This window comes from Aliiroseovarius halocynthiae, assembly GCF_007004645.1.
Lineage (GTDB): Bacteria > Pseudomonadota > Alphaproteobacteria > Rhodobacterales > Rhodobacteraceae > Aliiroseovarius > Aliiroseovarius halocynthiae.
The window spans coordinates 473,434-498,118 of the sequence record NZ_ML660019.1 but is presented as its reverse complement, the minus strand read 5'-3'; the positions used below and the strand labels follow the sequence as shown (position 1 = coordinate 498,118).

Genomic DNA, 24,685 nt, shown 5'->3' with positions numbered 1-24,685 from the left:
TGGCGGGGCACCTGTCTTTTCCACGCTATACTGCACGCTATTGGCAAGCCCGGTGCGGGCTTTCCCATGACGTGTCTACAGGAGAGACGAAATGACCACCGCACATTCAGACCTAAGCTGGGTCCGGCGCAACCGGATGACGCTGACGCCGCTGCTGTTCTTGTTGCCGGGCGTATTGTTCTTCATGGTCTATGTGATCATCCCCATTGGCCAAAGTTTCAATATCTCGCTGTACGAATGGGATGGGCTGGGCGAGGCAACCTATGTCGGGCTCGAAAACTATCGCGAGCTAACAGGTGACCGCGCGTTCGAGATTTCACTGTGGAACAACGTGAAATGGCTGGCGCTGTATCTTCTGGCGATCCCAGCCGGGCTTTTGATTGCGCTATTTCTAAACCAGACGATCACCGGGATACGCCTGTATAAATCCCTGTTCTTCTTTCCCTTCGTGCTAAGCCAAGTGGTCGTCGGTCTGGTCTTTTCATGGTTTTATCTGCCCAATGTCGGCCTGTTCGACATTATCACCGGCTGGTTTGGCATCGACGTTCGAGGGGGCATTTTGGGTAACCCTAACACCGCCACCTATGGGATCATTGCCGCGGGTCTTTGGCCCCAAACGGCCTATTGCATGATCCTGTATCTGACGGGCCTGAACGCCGTAGATCCTGAACAGATCGAGGCCGGGCGACTGGATGGCGCCAAGGGTTGGCGGATGCTGTGGCATGTGATCCTACCGCAGCTGAAACCCGCCACCTTTATCGCCTTCGTGGTGACCATCATCGGCGCGCTGCGGTCCTTCGACCTGATCTCGATCATGACAAACGGTGGTCCGTTCGGATCAACCCGCGTGCTCAGCTTCTACATGTTCGAAAAGGCGCTGTCCGAATACGGGTTCCGCATGGGGTACGGCTCGGCCATCGCGGTGGTTCTGTTCCTGATCATGCTGGTCTTCATCGGCTATTTCCTGTGGTCCATGTACCAAGACGAAAAAGCAGCGCGGAGGTAAGACGATGTTTCCCACACCAATCGAGAAACGGTCGCGCGGGGCCCAGATCACCTATCAGGCGCTGGTGCCCTTTGCGCTGATCATGTGGCTTTTGCCGCTGCTGGCTGTGGCGTTGTTTTCCATGCGCCCGCTGGCAGATTTCACCAACGGGAACTATTGGGGCGTGCCATCGTCTTTCGAGTTCTTCACAAACTACGGCAAAGTGTTTTTCGAAAGCGATATGCCGCGCTATATGCTGAACTCGGTCCTGATCACGGTGCCGACGGTGATCGGCGCGGTTGCCCTGTCCTGCATGACCGGCTTCGCGCTGGGCATCTATCGCTTCCGAGGCAATCTGCTGATCTTCTTCATGTTCATCGCGGGCAACTTCGTCCCTTTCCAGATCCTAATGGTTCCGGTGCGCGACCTGACTGTCTCGGCTGGCCTCTATGACACCAAGCTGGGTCTGGTACTGTTCCACATCGCATTTCAAACCGGGTTCTGCACGCTGTTCATGCGCAACTTCATCCGCGCCCTACCCTATGAACTGATCGAGGCCGCCCGCGTCGAGGGCGTCGCCGAGTGGCGCATATTCTGGTACGTCGTCCTGCCCTTGATGAAACCTGCCATCGCGGCGCTGTCAGTGCTGATCTTCACCTTCATCTGGAACGATTACTTCTGGGCCATCGTCTTGACCCAGGGCCCGGATGCACAACCAGTCACGGCGGGCATCACCTCGTTCAACTCGCAATTCGTGGCGCAGTATCATTTGATGAGCGCAGGTTCCATCGTCGCGGCCCTGCCGCCGGTGGCCATGTTCTTCCTGATGCAGCGTCATTTCATCGCTGGCCTCACACTCGGAGCTGTTAAATGACCAAACTCACCTTCATCGGTGCTGGCTCGACGATCTTCATGAAGAATATCGTGGGCGACATGTTGCATTTCGAGGCGCTGAAAGACGCCAAGATTGCGCTGATGGATATCGACCCTGTTCGGCTTGCGGAAAGCGAGCTTGTGGCGAAGAAGATGATCGCGACCATGGGGTCTGGCGCGGTCGTGGAAACCTACACGAATCAACGCCGCGCGCTTGAAGGGGCAGACTTCGTTGTCACGGCGTTCCAGATCGGTGGGTATGATCCCTGTACGATCACGGATTTCGAGCTGCCCAAGCAATATGGGCTGCGACAGACCATCGCCGACACGCTGGGCATCGGGGGCATCATGCGCGGCCTACGCACGGTTCCACATCTGTGGTCGGTCGCACGTGATATGGAAGCCGTCTGCCCAAACGCGCTGTTGATGCAATATGTGAACCCAATGGCGATCAACACATGGGCGCTGGCCGAACGTTTCCCGAAGATCAAGCAGGTTGGCCTGTGCCATTCGGTTCAGAACACGGTGCAGGAGTTGGCCCATGATCTGGACATGGCAGAAGGCGATATCCGTTATAAGGTCGCAGGTGTGAACCATGTCGCCTTCTTCCTGCGTTTGGAAGACGCGGCGGGAAACAGCCTCTATCCAAAACTCGGCGAAGGCTATCGCACAGGCCGCTTCCCTAAGCCCCCACTGATGATGCCCCGTTGTGGCAACAAGGTGCGCTATGAGGTGATGGAGCATCTGGGGTATTTCTGCACCGAAAGCTCCGAACATTTCGCTGAATATGTGCCGTGGTTCATCAAGGATGGCCGCGACGATCTGATCACCGAGTTTAGCATCCCATTGGACGAATACCCCAAGCGCTGCATCGAGCAGCAGGCGGAATGGAAAGAGCAAGCGACGGCCCTGAAAGATGCGGCTGGGATCGACGTGCCGAAAAGCCATGAGTTCGCAGCCGAGATGATGAATGCCATCGTCACCGGGCAACCGTATGTGGCGTATGGCAACCTGCCGAATTTGGGCCAGATCCCGCAACTGCCCATGGGCACAGCTGTGGAAACGCCATGCCTTGTGGACATGAACGGCGTGCAGCCCAGTGTAGTGACGGACATCCCGCCGCAACTGGTCGCGCTGATGCGCACGCAGATCAATGTGCAGGAACTGACCGTGCGCGCGTTGCTGGATGAAAACCCCGAACACCTGTATCACGCGGCAATGATGGACCCGCATACCGCCGCCGAGCTGGATCTGCGTCAGATCCGGTCTTTGGTCACTGACCTATTGGCTGCGCATGGGGACTGGATCCCGGAATGGGCACGCGTAAGGAAGGCAGCATGAGCAAGGACAGACGAAATCGCGGCTGGTATGGGATGCTCGACAAGGACGGGTTTATCCGTCGGTCGTGGATGAAAAACCAAGGGTTCCCGGATCACGCTTTTGATGGCCGTCCGGTGATTGGCATTTGCAACACGTGGTCGGAACTGACCCCGTGCAACTCGGGCCTGCGCGAGCTGGCCGAGGGCGTGAAACGCGGCGTGTGGGAGGCTGGCGGCTTTCCCGTCGAATTCCCCGTCATGTCGCTGGGTGAAACCCAGATGAAGCCCACGGCCATGCTGTTTCGTAACCTTCTGTCGATGGATGTCGAGGAAAGCATCCGCGCCTATGGCATCGACGGTGTGGTGCTTCTTGGCGGTTGTGACAAAACCACTCCCGGTCAGTTAATGGGCGCGGCCTCGGTCGATCTGCCGTCGATTGTTGTGTCCGCTGGTCCGATGCTGAACGGCAAATGGAAGGGTCGCGATCTGGGGTCGGGCACCGACGTACGCAAGTTCGCGATGGACGTGAAGGCGGGCGACATGACCCTGAAGGATTTCATGGCTACCGAAAGCGGGATGAGCCGATCTAAGGGCGTCTGTATGACGATGGGCACCGCCTCGACCGTATCATCCTTGTCGGAAGCGATGGGTCTGTCGCTGCCCATGAACGGCTCGCTTCCCGCTGTTGATGCCCGCCGCATGGCACTGGCCCATATGACAGGCAAGCGGATCGTCGAGATGGTCGAAGAAGACCTGAAACTGTCCGATGTGCTGACCAAGGAAAGCTTTGAAAACGCCATTCTGGCCAATGCGGCCCTTGGCGGTTCGACCAACGCCGTCGTCCACCTTCTGGCGCTGGCGGGGCGCGTGGGCATCGACCTGACCATGGACGATTTCGAAATCGGCGGCGAGATCCCCCTGCTGGTGAACTGTATGCCCTCGGGCAAATACCTGATGGAGGATTTCTGCTATGCGGGCGGTGTGCCCGTCGTGCTGAAAGAACTCGCGCACAAGCTGCGGTCGGCCAACACCGTGATGGGCAAGGACATCACGCATTACTATGAAGATGCCGAATGCTATAACCGCGACGTCATCTTCGCCTATGACGAACCGCGCAAACCAGCGGCGGGCCTGCGTGTACTGCGCGGTAATCTTGCGCCAAAAGGGGCCATCGTAAAACCCTCGGCCGCGTCCGATCACCTGCTAGAGCATGAAGGCAAGGCTTATGTCTTCGAGACTATTGAAGAGCTGAAAGCCAATATCGACCGCGACGATCTTCCTGTGGATGAGAACTCTATCCTGGTTCTGAAGAATTGCGGCCCCAAAGGCTATCCCGGCATGCCCGAAGTCGGCGACATGCCCGTCCCCGCGAAGCTGGTGAAGAAAGGCGTGCGCGACATCGTGCGCGTGTCTGACGCTCGCATGTCGGGTACCGCCTTTGGCACCGTCGTCCTGCATGTGGCCCCCGAGGCCACAGCAGGCGGCCCGCTTGCACTGGTGCAGACCGGGGACCGGATCAAGCTGTCCGCGTCGCAGGGCGTGTTGGAACTGTTGGTCGATCAAGCGGAACTGGAACAGCGCCGCGCGAACTGGACGGCCCCTGAACCGCACTATACCCGTGGATATGCCAAGCTGTATGTCGACCACGTTTTGCAAGCCGACCAAGGCGCAGATTTGGATTTTCTGGTGGGCAAAGACACCCGCCCCGTGACACGAGAGAGCCATTAATGACCCACGCGACTTTTCACGATCTGAAAGACACATCTGTGTTCATTACCGGCGGCGGGTCGGGCATTGGTGCGGCATTAACCGAAGGCTTTCTACGTCAGGGCGCCAAAGTCGGCTTCGTTGGGCGCTCGGACGCCTCGGACTTCGTGGACCAGATGGAAGCCCAGACCGGCAACCGTCCGCATTTCGTGCAATGCGACATCACGGACATTCCTGCACTGAAAGCCGCAATGGCCGAATGTGCCGACCTGAACGGTCCCATCACCACGCTGGTGAACAACGCTGCCAACGATCAGCGCCACAGCACAGAAGAAGTGACCGAGGAGTTTTGGGACTGGGCGCAGGCGATCAACCTGAAAGCCTATTTCTTTGCTTGTCAGGCGGTGATGGCGGGCATGAAGGCTGCCGGAGGCGGTGCGATCATCAACTTCACCTCGATCAGCTATATGATGGGCAATACCGGCTATCCGATCTACACGACCGCCAATAGCGGGATCAATGGCATGACGCGCTCACTTGCCCGCGAGTTCGGCTCTGACAAGATCCGCGTGAATGCACTGGCTCCGGGCTGGGTCCTGACGCAAAAACAGCTTGATATGTGGGCCGAGCCAGACGCGCTGGCCGCACATCTGGAACGCCAATGCTTGAAAGAGCATCTCGCACCTGATGACATTGTCGCGTCGACCCTGTTTCTGGCATCGCAAGCCAGCCGGATGATCACCGGGCAGGCGCTGGTCGTGGACGGAGGCGTGGCTGTAACAGGATGACGGGCATGACGAAGATACCGGATTGGATTGCCGTGGATTGGGGCACAACCCACTTACGCGCATGGCTAATGACACAGGCTGGCGACATGATCGAAAGGCGTAACAGTGACCAAGGCATGGGCGGGCTGGCGCGCGATCAATTTGCCCCGATTCTGACAGAGCTCTTATCCGACGTGATTTCCGACGTGCCGCTGCCCGTGATCATCTGTGGTATGGCCGGTTCCAGACAGGGCTGGGCCGAAGCGCCCTATGTCGCGGTGCCTTGTGCACCGCCCGGCGGCAACCTGGCGACGCCTGTTGTCGCCGATCCGCTTTCGGTGCGTATTCTGCCAGGTGTGAAACAGGTTAAGCCCGCCGACGTCATGCGCGGCGAGGAAACGCAGATTGCTGGGTTCCTGGCATCGGATCCTGACTTCGACGGCATTCTGTGTCTGCCTGGCACACATAACAAATGGGTCCATATCAGCGCGGGCGAGATCGTCAGTTTCCGGACCTTCATGACGGGTGAACTTTTCGCCTTGTTGGCGGATCAGTCGGTGCTGCGCCATTCCGTTGACACTCGGGACTGGGACGAAGACGCCTTTCGTGACGCCTTGTCAGATACGCTATCGCGCCCCGCGGATCTGGCCGCGAAACTGTTTTCGCTGCGGGCCGAGGGGTTGCTGAATGACCTGTCCGCGGCGGCGGCGCGCGCGCGACTCTCCGCATTGTTAATTGGGGCTGAACTGGCAGCGGCCAAACCTTACTGGCTGGGGCAACAAGTGGTTATTCTGGGGGAAGGCAGTGTCGCCCGCGCCTATGAAGCCGCGCTGAACCTGCAAGGGGCAATGGTGCGCTGCGTGGACGCTGAAAACATGACGTTGGCAGGTTTGACCGCCGCCTATATGCAGTGGAAAGAACCGAAAGCATGACACGAGAGATCATCGCCATTCTGCGTGGCATCCAACCAGACGAAGCACTTCCGATCATGGAGGCGTTGATCGCCGCAGGTATCTCGAAAATCGAAGTGCCTTTGAATTCGCCCGAGCCGTTTGACAGCATCGAACGCATGGTGAAATCCGCGGGCGGCCGCGCCACGATAGGGGCGGGAACGGTATTGGACACGGACAGCGTTAAAAAGCTGGCAGCGATCGGCGCGGAAATGGTTGTCTCGCCCGACGCCAACCCGCAGGTGATTGCGGAAACCAAGGCGCAGGGCATGCTGTCTTACCCAGGCGTCCTTACCCCGACCGAGGCGTTTTCCGCCCTGCGCGCTGGGGCAGATGGGTTGAAGTTTTTCCCGGCCTTCAAGCTGGGGCTGGACGGGTACAAAGCGCTATCGGCGGTTTTGCCAACGGGCACGAAAACCTATGCCGTCGGTGGCGTGGGCCCTGCCGATTTTGCCGATTGGTTTGCTGCCGGGATCACCGGGTTTGGGCTGGGCTCGAACATCTATAAGCCGGGGTTTTCTGCGGATCAGGTCAGCACGCTGGCGTCCGAAATCGTCGCCGCCTATGACGGAGCGCGCCCATGACAGCCCGCGTTTTCTCGGACACGGTTTGCGCACTTGGCGAAGGCGCGTTCTGGCACCCAGAACGGGGTCAGTTCTTCTGGTTCGACATTCTGGGCAAAAAGCTTTTGACCCGTACCGATGACCGTGAAGTAAGCTGGCAATTTGACGAATGCGTTTCGGCGGCAGGCTGGGTGGATCACGACACGCTGATCATGGCCAGCGCCAGCGCATTGTGGCGGTTCGAGATTACCGCCGGGACGCGGACCAAACTGTTCGATCTTGAAGCAGACAACCCGATCACGCGATCCAATGATGGGCGCGCCGATCCGCAAGGTGGGTTCTGGATCGGAACCATGGGATATAATGCCGAGCCGGGCGCAGGCGCGATCTATCGCTTCTATCGTGGCGAACTGTGCAGGCTTTACGATCAGATCACCATCACCAATGCGATCTGCTTTGCCCCGGATGGCCACACCGCCTATTTCACCGACACGATTGACGGACGGATCATGCGGCAGGCCTTGGATGACCACGGATGGCCGAAAGGTGCGCCCGAAGTTTTTCTGGATCTCAGCAACGAAGAGTTCGGCGCGGATGGGGCCGTTGTCGACGCGGATGGCACGTTTTGGAACGCCCAATGGGGCGCAGGCCGTGTGGCGGGATATGGGGCAGACGGTGCATTGCTTCAAAGCTTCGACGTCCCAACACCGCAATCCTCGTGCCCTTGCTTTGGCGGCGCGGATCTCAGCACGCTTTTCGTAACAACCGCCGCCGTTGACCGCCCAGACGACACGATGGCCGGGAAAACCTTCGCCATCGACACAGGCCTGACTGGACAAGCCGAGCACCGTGTTATCCTCTGAGGCCGCTATGAAACGCACATTAGGTACCTGTTACTATCCCGAGCATTGGCCCGAGGAGATCTGGCAAGAAGACGCCCGCCGTATGGCGGACGCTGGATTGACATGGGTCCGCATTGGCGAGTTTTCGTGGTCCAAGATCGAACCCACCCCCGGCGTTCTTCACTGGGACTGGCTGGATCGCGCCATTGACGTGCTGGGCGCGGCAGGCCTGAAAGTTGTACTGGGCACACCGACCGCCACGCCTCCACGCTGGATGATCGACAAGCATCCCGACATGTTGGCCGTGGACGCTGACGGCAACCCGCGCAAATTCGGATCACGCAGGCACTATTGTTTCAGCCATCTTGGGTATCGCGATGAAAGCCACCGCATCACGCGGATGATGGCCCAGCGCTATGGTCAGAACCCGCATGTGGCCGCGTGGCAGACGGACAATGAATATGGCTGTCATGACACGGTCATTTCCTACTCAAACGCCGCGCGGGACGGGTTTCGGCTTTGGCTAGCCGATCGCTATGGCGACATCGACACGCTGAACACGGCATGGGGCAATATTTTCTGGTCGATGGAATATCGCAGTTTCGACGAGGTCGATCTGCCCAATCTGACCGTCACCGAACCCAACCCCGCCCATATGCAAGATTTCCGCCGCTATAGCTCGGATATGGTGGTGCGGTTCAACAAGGTGCAGGTGGCCGAGATCGCCGCCGCGTCATCCGCACCGATCTCGCATAATTATATGGGGCGCGTGACCGAGTTCGACCATTTCAAGCTTGGCAAGGATCTGCAGATCGCCACATGGGACAGCTATCCTTTGGGTTTTCTGGAAGATCGCGTAGGCGCAGATGCGGCCCATCAGCGTGCCTATGCGCGTCAGGGGGATCCCGATTTTCAGGCGTTCCACCATGACCTCTATCGCGCGGTCGGGCGCGGGCGATGGTGGGTGATGGAGCAGCAACCCGGCCCGGTCAACTGGGCGCCCTACAATCCCTCGCCCCTGCCCGGCATGGTGCGCCTGTGGACGTGGGAGGCCTTCGCCCACGGGGCCGAGGCTGTCTGCTATTTCCGCTGGCGCCAGGCACCGTTTGCGCAGGAACAGCTGCATGCGGGCCTTCTGCGCCCCGACAGTGAAGACGCGCCTGCCATGGCCGAAGCACAGCAGGTCGCAACCGAGCTTGCCGACGCGCCGGATGTACAACCCGCCCAAGCACCTGTGGCGCTTGTTTTTGACTATGACGCCGATTGGGCTTGGACCACGCAGCCGCATGGTGTTGGGCTGAGCTATTTTGGGTTGGTGTTCGAGCACTACAAAGCCTTGCGCCGTGCGGGGATCTCGGTTGATATCGTTCCGCCAAACCATACGGATTTCACAGGCTATCAGCTAATCTTCGCGCCCGGCGTGATGCACCTGCCCGACGCATTACGGTCAGCTCTGTCCGGGGCCGAGGGTCATGTCTGCTATGGCCCGCGCACAGGCGCACGAGACGCGGGTTTCAAGATCCCGGTACCGCTTCCACCGGCCTTAGACGGGCTGGATGTAACGGTCACGCGGCTGGAAAGCTTGCGCCCCGATATGCCCGTCGCGTTGAAAGACGGCGGGGCTGTGACCGGGTATCTGGAAGAGTTGGAAACCACAGCGCCGATGCTGCTGGAAACCCAAGACGGCGCACCCGTGTTGGTTGGCGACGCCGCGCAGTCCTATTGTGGTGCTTGGCTGGACGCGACCGGGTTGGATCGCTTGGTTGCACTATTGGCTGAGATGGCTAGTGTCCCGATACTAACCCTACCTGAAGGCGTCCGCACCCGCCGCACCGCAACAGAAGAGTTCTGGTTCAATCACACCGACCAGCAGGTCGATACACCTGCTGGCACTTTGCCACCTGCTGGTATCACAAGGCGTCCGCTATGAGCATCACCCACATCTCAGATCTGCCGGATGGCAGCCCGCTGCTGGCCATATCGTTGCAATCTGACCAGATGCAGGCCACCGTTGTCAGTTTCGGTGCTGCGGTGCAAAGCCTGCACCTTCAAGGTCACGCGCCGTCGCTGGTGTTGGGGTATCAAGATCCCAGCGCCTATCTGAACAACCCGGCCAATATGGGCGTGATTGTGGGGCGGGTTGCGAACCGGATTTCGGGTGGGACGGCCACCTTGGACGGACAGACCTATGCGCTGGACCGAAACGAGCGCGGGACGACAACCCTGCACGGAGGCTATGACGGGTGTAGCCACCGCAATTGGGCGCTGCTGGATCACGGAACGGACTATGTGATACTGGAACAGGTCCTGCCGGATGGGCATATGGGATTTCCGGGTTGCTTAACGTTGCAGGTGACCTATCGGCTTTGTGACACGTCTTTTGTGGTCGAAATCCGGGCGACCACTGACGCTCCTACTTTTTGCAACCCAGCCCCACATATGTATTTCAATCTGGATGGGGCGCCAGATATCCGTCATCACCGCCTGTCGATTGCCGCTGATCGTATGATCCCAGTTAAAGATGGGCTGCCGATTGCCGGCCCCACATCTGTTGATCAAACGCCCTTCGACTTGCGAACGCTTGGCCCGGTGCCCGACGGTTTGGACCATCATTTCTGTCTGGCCAAGGCGCCCGGCCCGCTGCGCCATGCGGCACAGGTAAACGCAGACCGCCTTCAGATGCAGGTATTGACCACCGAGCCGGGCCTTCAGGCCTATGACGGTGCGTGGCTGGCAGACCCTTTTCATCATCCTCGCGCAGGTGTGGCATTGGAACCGCATCGCTGGATCGACGCTCCAAACCAGCCGTGGGCGGATCAGGTCATCCTCGCCATTGGCGAAGTCTTCCAGGCGAAATCGCAGTTCGTATTTGCCCGATCTATTCCCTAGCATACTGCCAACCACAGCATTTAAAAAAAACCAACCGACCTCAGCGACAACATTGCAGTCAAAGACCGCTCTACGCACGCCACTCCAAAATGATTTCCGACTCAGGATTCGGCCTGATGCACTTTACGAACCGCCCAGAGGTTCACGAATTCCCCCGGTGATCGCGGCATGGGACACGGAACCACTGAACGCCTTAAACGCCGTGCGCACAATCCCGCTTTCGAAGCTACCTCCGCTGTTGGCGGGATCTCAGCCATCAGGATCTGGTCATTTACGAAGCCAGCCCTGAATTTCGTAGTGTTTGAAGCGACCGCCCGCGCCAGATTGGACCGTATAGGTTTTGGTGCGCAACCGGCTTGCAAAGCCCTCCGCAAAAGCGGTCGAAAGCAAGGCGCGCAATTCGATGTGTAAATTGCGCTACTTGCTCTAACCATGTGAGGGCAGCGGTGGTCTACTCAGGTGCTACTGTCAGCTTAAGTGTCTCGGTCGCCTCGCTACTGCTGTGCCACCCACACAACTGAGCCCATTCCAGCTGCGTCACTCAGCCACCCCTATTCAACAAACAAATTCATAGACCGGAATATTTAACGGACGTAGAGAGGCAGCCAGAATCGAGATTTGCCCGATAGGAGAAATCACATGACACATTCACTCACCGCGACACGCCGGGGCTTTCTAAGCTTCGCTGCGGGCGCTGGCGCGCTTGTGGCCACTGGCGCTGGTACTGCAGCTGCCGCCCCAACCCCGATCAACACCAAGGCGCGCATCGTCATTCTGGGCGCCGGTGCTGCTGGAACAGCGCTGGCCAACCGCCTGACGCGCCGCCTGAACGGGGCCGAGATCACAATCATCGACCCGCGCAAGGAACACTGGTACCAGCCCGGCTTTTCGCTGATTGCGGCGGGTTTAAAGCCCGCAGACTACTCGGTGTCGCAAACCGCGCACTGGCTGCCCAAGAACATTACCTGGATTTCAGAGCGCGCCGCCGAGATTGACCCCGATGGCAACAAAGTGACGACCGAAAGCGGCAAGTCCATTCCCTATGACTTTCTGGTGCTGGCAACGGGTCTGGTCCTGAACTATAGCGCCATCGAAGGGTTCGAGATGGATATGATCGGCAAAGACGGCATCGGGTCGCTTTATGCCGGGCCGGACTATGCCGCCAAAACGTGGGAAGCCGCTGGCCGCTATACAGAAGACGGCGGCGTGGGTATCTTCACCCGCCCCGCGACCGAGATGAAATGTGCCGGCGCACCGATCAAGCACACGTTCCTGATCGACGACATTGCCCGTAAAGCGGGGACCACCAAACTGGACATCAACTATATGGCCCACAACAAGGGGCTGTTCGGTGTTCCGATCATCTCGGAAAAGCTGCGAATGCTATTTGGCCAACGCGAGATCACCCCGCATTACAGCCACGTTCTGAAAGCGGTGGATGCTGGTAAGAAGGTGGCGACATTCGCAACCGAAAACGGCGACGCGGAAATGCCGTATGACTATCTGCACATTGTGCCGCCGCAGCAGGCGCCAGACGTGATCCGCAACTCGGCTCTGACGGATCCGGGCAGCTGGGATGGCCGGGGTTGGGCGACGGTGGACAAGCACACGTTGCAGCACACATTCTTCGACAATGTCTTTGCCGTGGGTGACATTGCAGGCGTACCAAAAGGCAAAACCGCCGCAAGCGTCAAATGGCAGGTGCCAGTGGTCGAAGAGCATCTAATCGCGCAGATCACAGGCTCTAAAAGCGACGCGAGCTATAATGGCTACACTTCTTGTCCGCTGATCACCCGCGTGGGCCGCGCGATGCTGATCGAGTTCGACTATGACAACAATCTGACCCCCAGCTTCCCGGGCGTGATTGCGCCCCTGGAAGAGCTGTGGATCAGCTGGCTGATGAAAGAGGTCGCGTTGAAAGCCACCTATAACGCCATGATCCGTGGCGACGCGTAAGAAGGAGATGACCGATGAAAGAACTTACCTTTGGCACCCTGATCGCTGTCTTTGAAGAGATCTTTGGTCCGACACTGTTCTGGATCATGGTGATTACAGCGGCAGTTATCACGCTGGCCTATTTCTATGTGTTGATCCGCGACCGCGCCGTTAGCTGGCACAAATTCTTGCGTGCACAGCTGTCTATGCCGTTTGGTGCGATCGCCGCAGTCCTGTTCGTGCAAAAGATGACCCATTCGGGCTTTTCCGACATTGGCGGGCCAATTGACCTGATCATCCTGTTGGGCATCGCGGCTATGGGCGCCGTCGGAGCAGCTATTCTGGTGTACACGTTCGATGCGCTGTTCTTGCAAAAACCAGACGAGCACACCAACTAGATCAGTTGGATAGAACTAGAAAAGGGCCGCAAGATGCGGCCCTTTGTTGTTAGAAGGGTTTGATCACACCGCAATCGCAAGGGCACCCTGATCCAGAAGCCAGCTTTCCAGCATCTGGGCGTCAGGTGGCAATTGAAGCTCCAACCCGCCCGCGAAAGTTGCAAATGCGTCTTGGTTCAACTGGTTCATCCCAACCAGAACCGGAATGTCCAGACCCAGCGCTTTCACGATCACGTCGCGAAAACCGCGACCTTCGGCTTCTTGCTTGCCAAACTTGTTGATAATCAAGCAATCCGCCCCGTCATCCAAAATCGCATCGACCCGCGCGACGGCGTCTTCCAGCACACCGGCATTCAATCGGCAGCCCCGGGCGCCCTGCCCCAAGCTTTGGGAAATCCGCAGAAGCGGCCCGTTGGGCAGTACCTGAATGTCCATATCACAGGGGCCATCTTTCTTGCGATCCGTATTGATCTGTGCGGTGCCCGCGACGCGGATCCCTTTAGCGCTGAGCGCGCTGGCCACGCCGTAAAGAAGCTGATCCGTGTCGCCCCGTCCAGGGGCTTTCGTACACGCGATTCTCATAATGTTTCCTTTTCCTCTTACCCGCGTCTCAACGTCACTGAACCGGCATCAAATCCGCGCCTGTGATCTCGGCTTTGGCGGCAAGCTTGGCGACGAAGGCACGCGCGCCCTTGGCCCATGCGGCCTTTTCCATAGCCTCGGCAATGCGGGGTTTGACGCTGTGATAGGGCAGTTCCGCCCCCTCTTCGGCGGCGTCCATGCAGATGATGTGCCAGCCGTGACGGGTCAGGACGGGAGCGCCGGTGATCGCACCACTTTCCAACCCGCGCAGCACCTTTTCAAACTCAGGGACCGTATCACCCGGCCCAAGCTGGCCCAGCGCCCCGGCAGAGGACTTCGAACCGCAATCGCTGTGTTCTTCGGCGATGTGGCCGAACTTGCGCGGGTTCGCGGTCACAGCCTCCAGCACCTGATCGGCGCGGGCCTTTGCTGCAGTCGTTTCATCCGTGTCGCGCGGATCGCAAGCGATCAGAATGTGCGAGACTTCCCACAGGGGCGGCGCGCGGAAACGCGAGGGATCGCGGGACCATTCGGCCTGCACAGCGTCTTCGCTGGGCGACGCGACTTCGACTTCGGCTTCGAGAAGGCCCCGGATCAGGGCCTCCTCGTCTGTTTCAAAGCGGCCCGGAGCGACCTCGGCCGGGTCGGCCGTGATCTGGCGCTTGCGGGCTTCTTGCAAAAGAAGGGTCCGCACCGCGACAGCATTGGCTGCCTTGCGCCAGGCAATGCCGGGCTTGCCGGTGGGGGCGTCATGGTTCTGTGCCTCGGCGGCAACCACCGCATGAGGGACGGTTTCACCATTGACGACGAGATCGGGAAAGAGGACCGCATTCATGGTCTATTACTCCGCAGGGTTCGCAGGTTTTTGACGGCGCGAGCGCACCACCTGATAGCCGGGACGCCAGATATAGCGCACAGGCACTGAAAGCATGTGCACCAGTCGGGTGAACGGGAAGACAAGGATGATTGTCAGCCCAAGGAACAGGTGCAGTTTGAAGATCCACGACACGTCAGCGATATAGCTGGCAGCCGCCCCGTCAAAGGTGAAGATCCCTTGCGCCCAAGACATGAACTTGACCATCTCGTGCCCATCCAAGTGACCCAGCGAGACGAAGATCGTGAGCAGACCCAGCACCAGCTGCGCCAGAAGCATACCAAGGATGGCAATGTCCCAGAAGCTCGAGGTCTGGCGGATCCGCGGATCGGTCCAGCGACGGTGGAACAGCATGCCGCCGCCCACCAGCGCCATGACGCCCGCGATACCACCGGCCACAACGGCCAAAAGCTGTTTCGCCCCGTGGCTGATGCCGATGGCGTCAAAGATCCAGATTGGGGTCAGAAGACCGATCAGGTGGCCGAAAAAGATGATCAGCACACCCACATGGAACAGGATCGAGCCCATCACCAGCTGCTTGCGTCGCAGCATCTGAGAGGACGAGGTTTTCCAAGTGAAAGGATCGCGGTCATAGCGCGCGATGCTTCCCATGATCCCCACGCCAAGGGCGATATAGGGGAAGATTCCAAAGAAGAAATTATGCATTTCCGCCTCCATCATTCCGCAGCCACGCCGGGGGCGCGGGCTGCTGTGTCTGATTTGGGTTCATCCATGCGCGCCAGCATGTCGCGCACTTGTGGGCAACCGGCATTGGGATCGGGACCAAAGCGCACTTCGCTTTCCTCCCAGATCTCGTCCAGAGCCTCTAGGTCGTTAGGATCGTCCTCGGGCTGTTCCAGAAGCTCGGCCACAGCCTCTTTGTCGGCTTCTACGCCTGACAACTGTAGCAAAGCGGCGAACACGGCAGCATATGGGCTTTCACGTCGAACCAGTCGTTCGCTTAACGCGTCCAGAATATGCGCCGCGTCCGCCAAGGTATCCTGCACCTCGGCATAGGGACGCGTGGACAGGAATTCCAATAGAACAGGCAGGTGATCGGGCAGCTCGCTCGACACCGGATCGAAGCCTGCCTCGCGATACATCTCGACCAGCGACACCATCGCGCCGCCCCGGTCGCGGCTTTCGCCGTGAACATGTTCAAACAAGTTCAGCGACAAGGTCCGCGAGCGGTCGAAGAGCAGCACATACTGCTCTTCCAGGTCATAAATGTCCTGCGCGCCCAAGGCCTCAACCATGGGGCGCAGGTCGCGACGGGCAGCCGCCGTCAGACGGCTGTCCGATGCCAGCACCGCGCCGATTTCCGGCATGGCCTGCTGCAGTTCGCGAGTGGGGTAGCTTAGCACGAGTGAAATGGCTTTTAGTGAACGGTCCATTACATCACCTCCGACGGCATTTTCAGGGCTTTCTTGGCACCGCCAAACAGCGAGGCCTTCGACGTTCCACCGGAACAGCCATTGGTATCAGTGAAACCGCAGCCTCCGCGCAGATCGTAAGCGTCTTCGACTTGCTCACGGTGCGTGGTCGGGATGACGAAACGGTCTTCATAGTCGGCAAGGGCCATGATTTTATACATGTCTTCGATGGTGCGACCCGACAGACCGACGCGTTCTGCCAGACCCTCATCCGTAACGCCCTCGATGGTTTTCGAGCGCATATAGGCCCGCATACCCAGCATCCGCTCAAGCGCGGTGACAACGGGGGCTTCGTCGCCAGCGGTCAGCATGTTGGCCAGATACTTGACCGGGATACGCAGGTTCTTCACGTCGGGCATTGCGCCGTCCGTGCCGATTGCGCCGGCTTCGGCCGCGTTCTGGATCGGACTGAGCGGCGGGATGTACCAGACCATCGGAAGGGTGCGATATTCGGGGTGCAGCGGGAACGCCACTTTCCACTCCATCGCCATCTTCCAGATCGGGCTTTCTTGGGCTGCCTTGATCCAATCCTGCGGGACACCGTCGCGGGCTGCGGCGGCAATCACCTCGGGATCATTCGGGTCAAGGAAGACACCCAGTTGCGCGTCATAAAGATCGGTGGTGGCTTCCGCATTCGCGGCTTCCTCGATCTTGTCGGCATCATAGAGCATCACACCCAGATAGCGGATCCGGCCGACGCAGGTTTCCGAACAGACGGTCGGGTTGCCGCTTTCAATCCGCGGATAACACAGGGTGCATTTCTCGGACTTACCGGTCGACCAGTTATAGTAGACCTTTTTGTAAGGACAGCCCGAGACACACATCCGCCAACCACGACACTTCTCTTGGTCGATCAGGACGATGCCGTCTTCCTCGCGCTTATAGATCGCGCCAGACGGACACGACGCCGCACACGCCGGGTTCAGGCAGTGCTCGCACAGACGGGGGAGATACATCATGAAGGTGTTCTCGTATTCCCCGTAGATCTGCTTTTGGATGCCTTCGAAGTTGTAGTCTTCACCACGTTTAGAGAATTCGCCGCCCAGGATTTCTTCCCAGTTCGGCCCCTTCTCGATCTTCTCGATCCGTTCGCCAGTGATCTTGGAACGCGGGCGGGCGGTGGGGAAGGCCTCCATTTCGGGGGCCGACTTCAGGTGGTCATAGTCGAAATCGAACGGCTCATAGTAATCGTCGATCTCGGGCAGGTCGGGGTTGGCGAAAATATTCGCCAAGATCCGCCATTTCGACCCCTGTTTGGGCTGCAACTTGCCCGACTTGGTGCGTTCCCAGCCACCATTCCAACGTGCCTGGTTTTCCCAGTCGGTCGGATAGCCGGTGCCCGGTTTGCTTTCCACGTTGTTGAACCATGCGTATTCAACACCGTCGCGCGAGGTCCAGACGTTCTTACACGTCACAGAGCAGGTGTGGCACCCGATACATTTATCAAGGTTCAACACCATGCCGATTTGAGCACGTACCTTCATTCTGCTGCCTCCTTATTCGGGGTCGCTTCACGGTCGAGCCAGTCAACCTTCTTCATCTTGCGCACCACAACAAACTCGTCGCGGTTCGCACCCACGGTGCCGTAGTAGTTGAAACCGTAGGATTGTTGGGCATAGCCGCCGATCATGTGAGTGGGCTTCAGCGTCGCACGCGTGACCGAGTTGTGAATGCCGCCGCGCTTGCCGGTCTTTTCAGACCCGGGCGTGTTCACGATTTTCTCTTGCGCGTGATACATGAAGGTCGTTCCGTCCTTCATCCGCTGGCTAACAACCGCACGGGCCGTCAGGGCACCGTTCGAGTTGTAGAGCTCGACCCAATCGTTATCGACAATACCCGCCGATTTCGCATCGTTTTCCGAGATCCAGATCACCGGGCCACCGCGGTTCAGCGTCAGCATGTGAAGGTTGTCGGAATAGGTCGAGTGGATGCCCCATTTCTGGTGCGGTGTGATGAAGTTCAACACCACATGCGGCCAGTCTTTCTCGCTGTGGACCTCGTCGGTGATCGTTTTCAGATCGACGGGGGGGCGATAGGACAGGAAGCCCTCACCAAAGGCCAGCATCCACTGGTGATCCTGATATGTCTGTTGACGACCGGTCAGGGTCCGCCACGGGATCAGCTCGTGCACGTTGGTGTAGCCCGCGTTATAGCAGACATCTTCGCTTTCCAGACCCGACCATGTGGGGGACGAGATGATCTTGCGTGGCTGCGCGGCGATGTCGCGGAACCGGATCTTCTCGTCTTCCTTTGGTTTGGCCAGATGGGTGTGATCACGGCCTGTCGCTTTGGACAGGCTGTCCCACGCTTTGACGGCGACCTCGCCATTGGTTTCCGGCGCCAGCATAAGCACAACCTCGGTCGCGTCGATGTCGGTCACGATCTTCGGTTGACCCTTGGCGGGGCCATCCAGATGCACGCCATTCAGCTCGCGCAGGTGCTGCACTTCGTCCTTGGCGTCGACCATGATGCCTTTACCGCCATTGCCCAGCTTGTCCAAAAGCGGACCAAGCGAGACGAAGTGGTCGTAGACAGCGGTATAGTCGCGTTCGACGGGCACATAGTTCGGCGCGGTCTTGCCCGGAATAAGGTCACATTCGCCTTTCTTCCAGTCACGCACCTGATCCTGCGCCAGTTCACCCGGGGTGTCATGCAGAAGCGGAACCTGAACGATGTCCGTTTCCACACCCAAAATTTCCGGGGCAACTTCCTGGAACTTGTGGGCGATCGACTTGAAGATCTCCCAATCCGACTTGCTTTCGTAAGCCGGGTCCACGGCCGCCTGAAGCGGGTGGATGAACGGGTGCATGTCCGAAGTGTTCAGGTCGTTCTTTTCGTACCACGAGGCCGTGGGCAGAACGATGTCCGAATAGACACAAGTGGTCGACATACGGAAGTCCAGCGTGACCAGCAGGTCCAGCTTGCCCTCGGGCGCGTCTTCATGCCACTTGGCCTCTTTCGGAAGCTGCGCACCTTCTTCCCCAAGATCCTTGCCCAGAACGCCGTGATCGGTGCCAAGCAGGTGCTTCAGGAAGTACTCGTGCCCCTTACCGGAAGACCCCAGCAGGTTCGAACGCCAAACAAACAAGTTGCGCGGCCAGTTTTCGGGCGCATCCGGGTCCTCGCAGGACATTTCCAGATCGCCAGATTTCAGCTGCTGCGCCACATAGGCGGGGATTTCCATCCCGGCGTCCTTGGCCTGTTTGGCTACCTCCAGCGGGTTGGTTTTCAGCTGCGGTGCCGACGGCAACCAGCCCATCCGTTCAGCACGGATGTTAAAGTCGATCATCGTCGCATCCCAATCACCTTCCGGTGCTGTGGGCGAAATGATCTCGCTGGCGGTCAGTGTCTCGTAACGCCACTGATCCGAATGCGCATACCACATCGAGGTCGAGTTCATGTGGCGCGGCGGACGGTTCCAATCCAGCGCAAATGCCAGCGGCAACCAACCGGTCTGCGGGCGCAGTTTTTCCTGCCCCACATAGTGCGCCCAACCACCGCCGGACTGACCGACACAACCGCACATGATCAGCATGTTGATCACGCCGCGATAGTTCATGTCCATGTGATACCAGTGGTTCATCGCAGCGCCGATGATGATCATCGACTTGCCGTTGGTCTTCTCGGCGTTTTGCGCGAATTCACGGGCGACGTGGACGATCTTGTCGGCGGATACGCCGGTGATCTTCTCGGCCCAAGCAGGTGTGCCCGGCACGTCTTCGTTATAGTCCTTGGCAACCCAGTCGCCGCCCAGACCACGATCAAGGCCATAGTTGGCACAGAACAGGTCAAATACGGTGGCCACACGGATCACACCGTCTTTGGTCTGGATCTCGCGTACAGGGATGTTGCGGGTCAGAACGTCGGGACGGTCATCGCCGGTCGAGAACTGCTCGGTCGCTTCGCCACCGAAATAGGGGAAGTCCACGCCAGCAACACGGTCATGGTCGCCATCGCCGATCAAAGTCATCTTCAGATCGGTGTCGGCCTCTTGGGCGCGCTCTTCAAGGTTCCATTCCCCATCTTCGCCCCAGCGATACCCGATCGAGCCATTGGGCGCGACCAGACCACCGGATTTTTCATCCAGCGCGACGGTTTTCCATTCCGTGTTATTGTCTTCACCCAGCTTGCCGTCCAGATCATCAGCACGCAGGAAACGGCCGGGAACCAGCTTGCCGTTTTTGTCTTCCAGCTTCACCAGCATCGGGAAGTCGGAATACTTGCGGCAATAATCCTCGAAATACTCGACTTGATTGTCCAAGTGGAATTCACGCAGGATCACGTGACCGAAGGCCATTGCCAATGCGGCGTCGGTACCCTGTTTGACGTTCAGCCAGACATCGCCAAACTTGGCGGCTTCCGAATAGTCGGGGCAGATAACAGCGGACTTGGTGCCGCGATACCGGGCTTCGGTATAGAAGTGTGCGTCCGGCGTCCGCGTTTGCGGCACGTTCGAGCCCCAGAGCAGTAGATAGCCAGCGTTGTACCAGTCAGCCGATTCCGGCACGTCGGTCTGTTCACCCCACGTCATGGGCGACGCCGGCGGAAGGTCACAATACCAGTCATAGAAGGATCCGCAGACCCCACCAATCAGGCTAAGGTAACGGGCGCCCGCAGCGTAAGAAATCATCGACATCGCCGGGATGGGCGAGAAGCCGATCACGCGGTCGGGGCCGTATTTCTTGGCCGTATAGGCGTTGGCGGCGGCGGTAATCTCGGTCGCTTCATCCCAGCTTGCGCGGACGAAACCGCCCTTACCGCGGGTCTTCACATATGAATCGCGCAGGATCGGGTCGTTCTGGATCGCGGTCCAAGCCTCGATCGGCGACATGGTCTGACGCATCTTGCGCCATACTTTCATCAGACGGCCACGCACCAGCGGGTTCTTCACGCGGTTTGCGGAATACAGATACCAGCTGTAGGACGCGCCACGGGCACAGCCGCGCGGTTCGTGGTTGGGCAGATCGGGGCGGGTGCGCGGGTAATCGGTCTGTTGGGTTTCCCACGTCACGATCCCGGATTTCACATAGATCTTCCACGAACACGATCCGGTACAGTTCACCCCATGGGTCGAGCGCACAACTTTGTCATGGCGCCAGCGATTCCGATAGGTGTCCTCCCAGTCGCGGTTTTCGTTGGTCACTTGGCCGTGACCGTTAGAAAACTGTTCCAGTTCTTTGGACTGGAAGAAGTTCAGTCTGTCGAGCAGGTGGCTCATCTGATTTCTCCTAGGTTGGCTGGCCTACCCCGGCATCTGCCGGGGTAGGCGGGCAGACGTATCAGGGGTTCTTCACGTAAGCGCCGGGGCGCAGGTAGAACCACCAGTTGATGGCGATGCAGACCGCATAGAAGATCGCGAAGCCATAGAGGGCGTATTCAGGCGTTCCGGCCTTCAGCTGCTCACCAAACACTTTGGGGATGATGAACGCACCGTAAGCAGCAACCGCAGCGGTCCAACCAAGCGCAGGGCCAGCCTGTTCTTTGTTGAAGACCATGGCGATGGTGCGGAAGGTCGAACCGTTGCCAATGCCAGTGGCGGCGAACAGGATCAGGAACAGGCCTAGGAACGGATAGAAGTATTGTTCCGGGGTTGCCGACGAGTAAGCCTGCTGGATGAAGTAGGCGACACCCAGTGCCGAGGCGACCATGACGACCGAGATGATCTGGGTCACTTTCGCGCCACCGGCTTTGTCAGCCCACATACCACCCAGTGGGCGGATCAGTGCGCCGATGAACGGGCCCATCCAAGCAAACATCAGGGCCGAGGGGCCGTTGGGGTTTACCATGTCGTGGGTCATCACACCGTCGACTTCAACGTGGCTAAAGCCAAACACAACCTTGATGGTCAGTGCCAGCGCGGCCGAGTAGCCGATGAACGAACCAAAGGTCATGGTGTAGATCACGGTCATGGCCCAAGTGTGCTTGTTGCCAAAGATCTTGTACTGGCGGCTCAGGTTTTGCCCAACAGCGCCGGGGATCATTTTCAGGCCCAGCACAGTCAGCGTGATAACGATCGGCAGAACGATCCACTTAGACACGCCCATTCCCGATGTGGGCAGACCGCCCTCGGTGCCCGGCAGCAGCAGCCATAGGCCGAAAGCTGCAGTGATGAAACCGATCAGCAACATGCCCGAGATCGTGGCGAATGCGCCAAGCGGGTTCGGGATGTTCGGAGACACATGTTCATCGCGGATGTTGTTCATCCCCATCCAGCCGATGATCGCCAGCGGGATCAGGAAGACCAGCCAGATCAGGCCAGCGTTCTGGATGTAAGTCTCGGTCCCGGCAGGGATCTTGCCAATCAGCGTACCCGACGTGTTCACCAGCGTGCGGCTTTCGCCACCGAAGATGCCCATGGTCATCGCCAGCGGGATCAGGATCTGCATGGTGGTCACACCGAAGTTGCCCAGACCCGCGTTCATTCCCAGCGCATAGCCCTGAATCTTCTTCGGATAGAAGAAGCTGATGTTCGACATTGAGGACGAGAAGTTACCGCCGCCGATCCCCGACAGGAAGGCAAGGATCTGGAAGTACCACAGAGGTGTATCTGGGTTTTGCAGTGCCAAGCCTGCACCGATGGCCGGGATCATCAAAAGTGCGGTGGTAAACACAATCGTGTTTCGTCCGCCCGCAATACGAATGAAGAAGGTCGACGGAATACGCAAAGTCGCGCCGGTCAGACCGGCAATCGCACCCAGCGTAAACAGGTCGGATTTGGCAAAGCCAAAGCCCAGGTTGATCATCTGCACCGTGATGATGCCCCAGTACAGCCAGACCGCGAAGCCACATAGCAGGCTGGGAATGGAAATCCACAGATTTCGGTTGGCAATGGACTTACCGGTGGAAGCCCAGAAGGCCTCGTCATCCGGTGTCCAGTTTCTTAGATCTTGTCCCACGACAGTCCCTCCTCAGGGTTTGATTGGGCGGGCCACCGGGACGGGCGGCCCACCATTGTCTTTGTTCAGATTTTTTGGGCGTGCGTGCGGTTGTATTCGTCAACGACGGCACGTGATTCATTCACGGCGGCGACAGCGCGTGCAGCCCGCAATTCAAGCCCGTCCAGTTGAGCCTTTTCGAACAAGGCCTTCTCTTCGGCCTCTTTCTCGGGCGAGAAGCGGACAAACAGCGCCAGAACGGATGCACAGCACACCATGATGCCGATCACGAAGAAGGCATCGTTCCAGGCCATTTCGCCCTTGAACAGAAAGCCCGCAGCCACGGCACCGGCGTTGCCGCCTGCCCCCACAATGCCAGCCACCGCACCCAGCGCCTTCTTGTTGACGAAAGGAACAACCGAGTATGTCGCGCCTTCAGACATCTGCGTGAACAGCGAGAAGATGATCAGCATTGGGATGGCCAAAAACAGAACATCCATGCGGCTGAACAACATCAGGGCAAGACCTTCGCCCAGCAGTACGATGAACAGCCAGAACGTCCGGCCTTTCAGCCCCCACAGGGATGCGAAGTTATCGCCGAAAATGCCACCCAGTGTACGGGCAAAGATGTTCATCAGACCAAACGAGGCCGCAATCAGACCGGCAGTGACCAGAGTGATGCCGTCGAAATAGTCATAAAAGTACAGCGCTGCGACGTTATTGACAGTCAGCTCGATGCCAAAGCAAGCGGCGTAGATGAAGAACAAAACCCAGACACGATAGTCGGCCATCGCCTTGAAATATGTGCCTGTGACCTTGTCTTTCTTCTCAAGCTGGCCCTTCTCGCGCAGCTCTTTGAAATTGCCGTCGGGCGCGTCCTGCGTCAGGAAAAAGTAAGCAATCCCGACCACAAAGATCACGCAGCCTACAACAACCATTGCTGCGCGCCAGCTGGCCGCATCCGTGAAGCCCAGCGTGATGAAGATCGAAAAGACCAGCGGCATGGCAAACTGTGTCACACCGCCACCAAGGTTACCCCAGCCTGCACTGGTAGCATTGGCAGTGCCCACCACGTTCGGCGCGAACATGACAGATGTATGGTACTGCGTGATCACGAACGCCGCCCCGATCATCCCGATCAGCAAACGGAAAATCAGAAAGCTTTCAAAGCTGTCGGCAAGGCCAATACCCGCCACCGGAAATGCACCAAGGATCAACAGCCATGTATAGGCCAACCTTGGTCCGATCCGGTCACACAACCATCCGATAAAGAAGCGGCCGACAATCGTCATTGCCACCGAGGCAATGATTGTCCAGCCAACCTGCGATTTCGTGAACCCAAGCTCATCGCGCACGATGATCATCAAGGGTGCGATGCCGAACCATGCAAAGAAACAGGAAAAGAACGCGAACCACGTCATGTGGAAGGTTCTGATTTGCACCATTCGGACGTTAAAGAAGTTACTCCAAAGGCTTGTCGCCTTATTCTGAATTTCCATGACACTGTCCCTTAGTTGTCCTCTGGATTGTCTGGGCAGTTCACCCTTGATTGACGTTCCAGAGACCCTTCGATGGCTTCAAATTCCTCGGGGGGGCACAGTTTGGGGTTGATCTATATCAAGATATCAATTGGTGGCGTTGGAAATAAGTGGTACCGCAACTTAAGTCAGGTTGGCTTCAAGGGCAGGTCAAG

The 24,685-nt window shown here is 58.4% G+C and carries 20 protein-coding genes; 12 read left to right on the top strand and 8 right to left on the bottom strand.

Annotation, left to right across the window (positions count from 1 at the left end):
- Window positions 1-91 precede the first annotated feature (91 nt).
- The 12 genes from FIL88_RS02575 to FIL88_RS02520 all read left to right on the top strand — a co-directional run bounded on the left by FIL88_RS02575 (window position 92) and on the right by FIL88_RS02520 (window position 13,228).
- Window positions 92-1,006 carry a carbohydrate ABC transporter permease gene (locus FIL88_RS02575; RefSeq protein ID WP_142852249.1) on the top strand — a complete coding sequence of 305 codons (915 nt, stop codon included), beginning with the start codon at window positions 92-94 and terminating at the stop codon, window positions 1,004-1,006.
- 4 nt (window positions 1,007-1,010) lie between these two features.
- On the top strand, window positions 1,011-1,859 hold the full coding sequence (locus tag FIL88_RS02570) for a carbohydrate ABC transporter permease (protein WP_142852248.1): 849 nt from the start codon (window positions 1,011-1,013) through the stop codon (window positions 1,857-1,859).
- Complete coding sequence (gene melA / locus FIL88_RS02565; RefSeq protein WP_142852247.1) at window positions 1,856-3,199, top strand: alpha-glucosidase/alpha-galactosidase; 1,344 nt, start codon at window positions 1,856-1,858, stop codon at window positions 3,197-3,199. The genes FIL88_RS02570 and melA overlap by 4 nt, the downstream gene beginning before the upstream one ends.
- Complete coding sequence (locus tag FIL88_RS02560; protein WP_142852246.1) at window positions 3,196-4,905, top strand: IlvD/Edd family dehydratase; 1,710 nt, start codon at window positions 3,196-3,198, stop codon at window positions 4,903-4,905. The genes melA and FIL88_RS02560 overlap by 4 nt, the downstream gene beginning before the upstream one ends.
- A complete protein-coding gene (locus FIL88_RS02555) occupies window positions 4,905-5,672 on the top strand; it encodes an SDR family NAD(P)-dependent oxidoreductase (RefSeq protein ID WP_142852245.1) in 768 nt (255 codons plus the stop codon). Before FIL88_RS02560 ends, FIL88_RS02555 begins: the two co-directional genes overlap by 1 nt.
- A gap of 5 nt (window positions 5,673-5,677) precedes the next feature.
- Entirely contained in the window at window positions 5,678-6,583 is a 906-nt protein-coding gene (locus FIL88_RS02550) for a 2-dehydro-3-deoxygalactonokinase (RefSeq protein ID WP_142852244.1), read from the top strand.
- Window positions 6,580-7,185: a 2-dehydro-3-deoxy-6-phosphogalactonate aldolase gene (locus FIL88_RS02545; RefSeq protein ID WP_142852243.1), complete on the top strand. Its 606-nt coding sequence runs from the start codon at window positions 6,580-6,582 to the stop codon at window positions 7,183-7,185. Before FIL88_RS02550 ends, FIL88_RS02545 begins: the two co-directional genes overlap by 4 nt.
- Window positions 7,182-8,027, top strand: a complete 846-nt coding sequence (locus FIL88_RS02540; RefSeq protein WP_142852242.1) for an SMP-30/gluconolactonase/LRE family protein — start codon at window positions 7,182-7,184, stop codon at window positions 8,025-8,027. The genes FIL88_RS02545 and FIL88_RS02540 overlap by 4 nt, the downstream gene beginning before the upstream one ends.
- Window positions 8,028-8,034: 7 nt before the next feature.
- On the top strand, window positions 8,035-9,936 hold the full coding sequence (locus FIL88_RS02535; RefSeq protein WP_142852241.1) for a beta-galactosidase: 1,902 nt from the start codon (window positions 8,035-8,037) through the stop codon (window positions 9,934-9,936).
- Window positions 9,933-10,895 carry an aldose epimerase family protein gene (locus FIL88_RS02530; protein ID WP_142852240.1) on the top strand — a complete coding sequence of 321 codons (963 nt, stop codon included), beginning with the start codon at window positions 9,933-9,935 and terminating at the stop codon, window positions 10,893-10,895. Before FIL88_RS02535 ends, FIL88_RS02530 begins: the two co-directional genes overlap by 4 nt.
- 639 nt (window positions 10,896-11,534) lie before the next feature.
- Window positions 11,535-12,851 (top strand): NAD(P)/FAD-dependent oxidoreductase, encoded by a 1,317-nt coding sequence (locus tag FIL88_RS02525; RefSeq protein ID WP_142852239.1) that lies wholly within the window; start codon window positions 11,535-11,537, stop codon window positions 12,849-12,851.
- 14 nt (window positions 12,852-12,865) lie between these two features.
- Entirely contained in the window at window positions 12,866-13,228 is a 363-nt protein-coding gene (locus tag FIL88_RS02520) for a DUF5368 domain-containing protein (protein ID WP_142852238.1), read from the top strand.
- A gap of 63 nt (window positions 13,229-13,291) precedes the next feature.
- Here the strand turns inward: FIL88_RS02520 and FIL88_RS02515 are convergent, their stop codons facing one another.
- The 8 genes from FIL88_RS02515 to FIL88_RS02480 form a co-directional block, all read right to left on the bottom strand.
- Window positions 13,292-13,810 (bottom strand): DUF2478 domain-containing protein, encoded by a 519-nt coding sequence (locus FIL88_RS02515; RefSeq protein ID WP_142852237.1) that lies wholly within the window; start codon window positions 13,808-13,810, stop codon window positions 13,292-13,294.
- A 34-nt stretch (window positions 13,811-13,844) separates the two neighbouring features.
- Window positions 13,845-14,645: a peptidylprolyl isomerase gene (locus FIL88_RS02510; protein WP_142852236.1), complete on the bottom strand. Its 801-nt coding sequence runs from the start codon at window positions 14,643-14,645 to the stop codon at window positions 13,845-13,847.
- A gap of 6 nt (window positions 14,646-14,651) precedes the next feature.
- Window positions 14,652-15,350, bottom strand: a complete 699-nt coding sequence (narI, locus tag FIL88_RS02505; RefSeq protein ID WP_142852235.1) for a respiratory nitrate reductase subunit gamma — start codon at window positions 15,348-15,350, stop codon at window positions 14,652-14,654.
- Window positions 15,351-15,361: 11 nt separating this feature from the next.
- Window positions 15,362-16,078 (bottom strand): nitrate reductase molybdenum cofactor assembly chaperone, encoded by a 717-nt coding sequence (gene narJ, locus FIL88_RS02500; protein ID WP_142852234.1) that lies wholly within the window; start codon window positions 16,076-16,078, stop codon window positions 15,362-15,364.
- Entirely contained in the window at window positions 16,078-17,601 is a 1,524-nt protein-coding gene (narH, locus tag FIL88_RS02495; RefSeq protein ID WP_142852233.1) for a nitrate reductase subunit beta, read from the bottom strand. The genes narJ and narH overlap by 1 nt, the downstream gene beginning before the upstream one ends.
- A complete protein-coding gene (locus FIL88_RS02490; RefSeq protein ID WP_142852232.1) occupies window positions 17,598-21,335 on the bottom strand; it encodes a nitrate reductase subunit alpha in 3,738 nt (1,245 codons plus the stop codon). The genes narH and FIL88_RS02490 overlap by 4 nt, the downstream gene beginning before the upstream one ends.
- Window positions 21,336-21,396: 61 nt before the next feature.
- Window positions 21,397-23,013 carry an MFS transporter gene (locus FIL88_RS02485; protein ID WP_142852231.1) on the bottom strand — a complete coding sequence of 539 codons (1,617 nt, stop codon included), beginning with the start codon at window positions 23,011-23,013 and terminating at the stop codon, window positions 21,397-21,399.
- Window positions 23,014-23,078: 65 nt separating this feature from the next.
- Window positions 23,079-24,491 (bottom strand): MFS transporter, encoded by a 1,413-nt coding sequence (locus FIL88_RS02480; RefSeq protein ID WP_142852230.1) that lies wholly within the window; start codon window positions 24,489-24,491, stop codon window positions 23,079-23,081.
- Between the last annotated feature and the right edge of the window lie 194 nt (window positions 24,492-24,685).